Annotated in this window: 4 protein-coding genes; 1 reads left to right on the forward strand and 3 read right to left on the reverse strand. The window is 74.3% G+C overall.

Going from position 1 to position 2602, the window contains the following annotated elements:
- The first annotated feature begins 93 nt into the window (after positions 1–93).
- Positions 94–357: a hypothetical protein gene (locus ACFXA3_RS40640; protein ID WP_385196187.1), complete on the forward strand. Its 264-nt coding sequence runs from the start codon at positions 94–96 to the stop codon at positions 355–357.
- A 26-nt stretch (positions 358–383) separates the two neighbouring features.
- Here the strand turns inward: ACFXA3_RS40640 and ACFXA3_RS40645 are convergent, their stop codons facing one another.
- The 3 genes from ACFXA3_RS40645 to ACFXA3_RS40655 all read right to left on the reverse strand — a co-directional run bounded on the left by ACFXA3_RS40645 (position 384) and on the right by ACFXA3_RS40655 (position 2548).
- Positions 384–950: a hypothetical protein gene (locus ACFXA3_RS40645; protein WP_385196190.1), complete on the reverse strand. Its 567-nt coding sequence runs from the start codon at positions 948–950 to the stop codon at positions 384–386.
- 138 nt (positions 951–1088) lie between these two features.
- Positions 1089–1871, reverse strand: a complete 783-nt coding sequence (locus tag ACFXA3_RS40650) for a maleylpyruvate isomerase family mycothiol-dependent enzyme (RefSeq protein WP_385196193.1) — start codon at positions 1869–1871, stop codon at positions 1089–1091.
- A gap of 131 nt (positions 1872–2002) precedes the next feature.
- Entirely contained in the window at positions 2003–2548 is a 546-nt protein-coding gene (locus ACFXA3_RS40655; RefSeq protein ID WP_385196195.1) for a hypothetical protein, read from the reverse strand.
- Positions 2549–2602: the final 54 nt, after the last annotated feature.

Here is a 2602-nt window from a genome sequence, read left to right on the forward strand (position 1 = left end):
ACGTGTCGGATTCCGCTTGCGCACACCCCGCGGGCGCTCCGCAGCCGTGGGGCCGGGGCGGGCGTCCGGGCCCGCGGAGACAGCGTTGCGATCATGGAACCGCTGACCCTTGCGACCACCGACCGGGCACCGGCCGACCGGGTGGTGGACCAGCTGCTCCACCGGGGCCGGCCCTCGATCGACGACGGGCAGCGCCTGCACCTCACCGGGACGGGGGAATCCGCGCGGCTGCGCCTGCGCGAGCCGGTGACCGGGCTCCGCGCCGTCGTCCACGAGGGCATCGGTGACGAGGAGTACGTGATCGCCCTCAAGGTGCTGCGCAGGGTGGCGGCCACCGCCGGGGCGGCCACGCCGTAACCCCGGACCGGACCCGCCCCGGGCGGCTACGCGGGCCGGGGGAGCGGGCCGTCGTCGATGCCCAGGTCGGAACGCATCACGGCGCGGAGCCCCTGCCCGCGGTCCCAGAGTTCCTGGAGCTCGTCGTGGATCTCCTGGAAGGAGCCGCCCGGTACGGGCCGGCCCTCCTCCAGCCGCATCGTCCGTCCGTACAGCTCGGACAGCGCCGTGGTCATGGTGTCCAGCTCGTCCATCACCGCCGCGGAGGCGATCATCTGCGCCTCCGCGAAGGCCGCGTGGTGCGCGTGCCGGGCGGCCTCCATCGCCTGCCGGCCCTCCGCGGTGACCTCGCCCTTGTGCACCAGCCACAGGTAGTTCATCAGCTCGACCCGGTGGCGGCGGTACGCGGCGTTGGCCGCCACGTAGCAGTCGCGGCGCCGGTCCTCCTCGGCGATCCGCCGCTGGTGCAACCGCAGGGCGTGGTCCGTCCGTTGCTGGCGGTCGAACTGCTCGGCCTGGGCGCGGGCCGTCAGGCGCTGGGACAGGACGGGGGCGAGGAGCGTGCCGATCACGCCGACGGTCGCCGCGGCCAACGCGATCAGAGCCGTGCCCACGATGCCTCCCGGGGATGCGGGACCGTCCCGCCGCGGCGCGTGGCCGATCCCGACCAATGTAACGTCCCACGCCCCCGGGCCGGTTGGCGGACCCCCGCCCGTGCACATCCCGGCGCCCCCGCACCGCCTGACGCGGCGCTAGAAGGCCGAGTGGGCGAACCAGTGGTCGAGGAGCTCCTGGTTCCCGAGCAGCCGGAAGGCGGTGCTCGTGTGGTCCCGGCGCCCGTACAGGAGCAGGAGGAGCTCCGCGGCCGGTCCCCGGACCGTGGCGTCCGCCGGGCGGGCTTCGGCTCCGTCGGCCACCAGCGCGAATCCGTCGGGGCGCAGGCCGATCAGCCAGTCGCCGCGGCCGGCTCCGTCGCCCTCGCCGTCCGTGCAGCTGAAGCGAATGCTCCGGTGTTCAGGGGTCCGCAGTTGCGCGGTCAGCGGCGCGAAGGGGGATGCGTACGGCAGGTTGGTGAGGAACTCGTCGATGCCGTCGACCGCCACGGCGCGGTCGATGTGCGGGGTGATCCCGAGGGCGAGCTCCGCGTCGGCCCGGTGGACGAGCGTTTCGAAGAGCATGCGGCGGACCCAGAACCGGGCGTGCTGGTCCACGCCCCAGGCCCACATCGGTGCGTCCAGGTCGGTGGCGGCGAACACCTCGGCGGCCTCGGCGGCGCTTTCCGTCAGCCAGTCCGGGAGTCCGTCGGCGTGCTCGGGCAGCCGCAGGTCCACGTCGCGGCCGGCCGGCGGCTGCTGGACGCGCCGGCGGAGCAGCTCGCTGAACCAGCGGTGGACGCTCCCGACGTGCTGCGTGAGGTCGGCGAGGGTCCAGCCGGGTGTGGTCGGCACCGGAGTGGAGAGGTCCGCTGCCTTGACCGTGGCGACGAATGCGGCGGCCTCGGCCGCGACGGCCGCTCCGTGCTGGGCGGGGTTCATGGCTGGCTGTGCCCTTCCACTGGTGGTGCTTCCCCGGGTGGCGAGGATGGTTGAGATGCTGGATGGTTGAAGACCTTAAGTAATTGTGAAGGTAATGCGCCGCGCCGGGGGCTGTCAACCCGCCGCCGGCGCTATCCGGCACGCTCGCAGGCCGTCCCCTCTGCGGGCGCCCGGACCGTGCCCCGGCGGCCGTCGGCGCGCAGCACCGCGTCGATCCGGGCGTTGACGGACGCGGTGCAGCGGCCGGCCGCGACCAGCTCACGGAGTGCGCCCGGCAGGACGTTGCGGTCACGAGCGGTCAGGGCGGCCGTGCACTCCCGGCCGCCCCGGGCGGCGTGGACGGCGACCGAGTGCCAGTCGGCCTGGGTCTCGCGGTCGGGGACCCGGAACCAGAGCGCCTCGTACAGACCGGCCCGTCCCCACTGCTCGCACACGGGCCGCAGCTGCCGGTCCAGCGCGTCCCAGGAGGAGCCGCCCCGGGCCGCCCGGAGGGCGGTGGTCAGCCGGGTGGAGAGCACGAAGAGCCGGTCGAGGACGGTGTCGCCGCCGAGGCCGTACCAGGCGTTCACCTGCCGTGCCCGCATCGCGGCGGACACGGGTGCGTCGGGTACGGCGGCCAGTTGCGCCGTCGCGTTCTGGGCGGCGGCGACATCGACGGTGAACGTGATGGCGGGCATCCGGGAGACGTCGGCCGTGCCGTTGAGCGCCAGGGCCGCCGCTGTCTCTTATAA

Source organism: Streptomyces sp. NPDC059456 (genome assembly GCF_042750055.1).
Lineage (GTDB): Bacteria > Actinomycetota > Actinomycetes > Streptomycetales > Streptomycetaceae > Streptomyces.

Coding starts and splice junctions, on each gene's coding strand:
- ACFXA3_RS40640 (WP_385196187.1), top strand. CDS start 94: ATGGAACCGCTGACCCTTGCGACCACCGACCGGGCACCGGCCGACCGG.
- ACFXA3_RS40650 (WP_385196193.1), bottom strand. CDS start 1,871: ATGAACCCCGCCCAGCACGGAGCGGCCGTCGCGGCCGAGGCCGCCGCA.
- ACFXA3_RS40655 (WP_385196195.1), bottom strand. CDS start 2,548: ATGCCCGCCATCACGTTCACCGTCGATGTCGCCGCCGCCCAGAACGCG.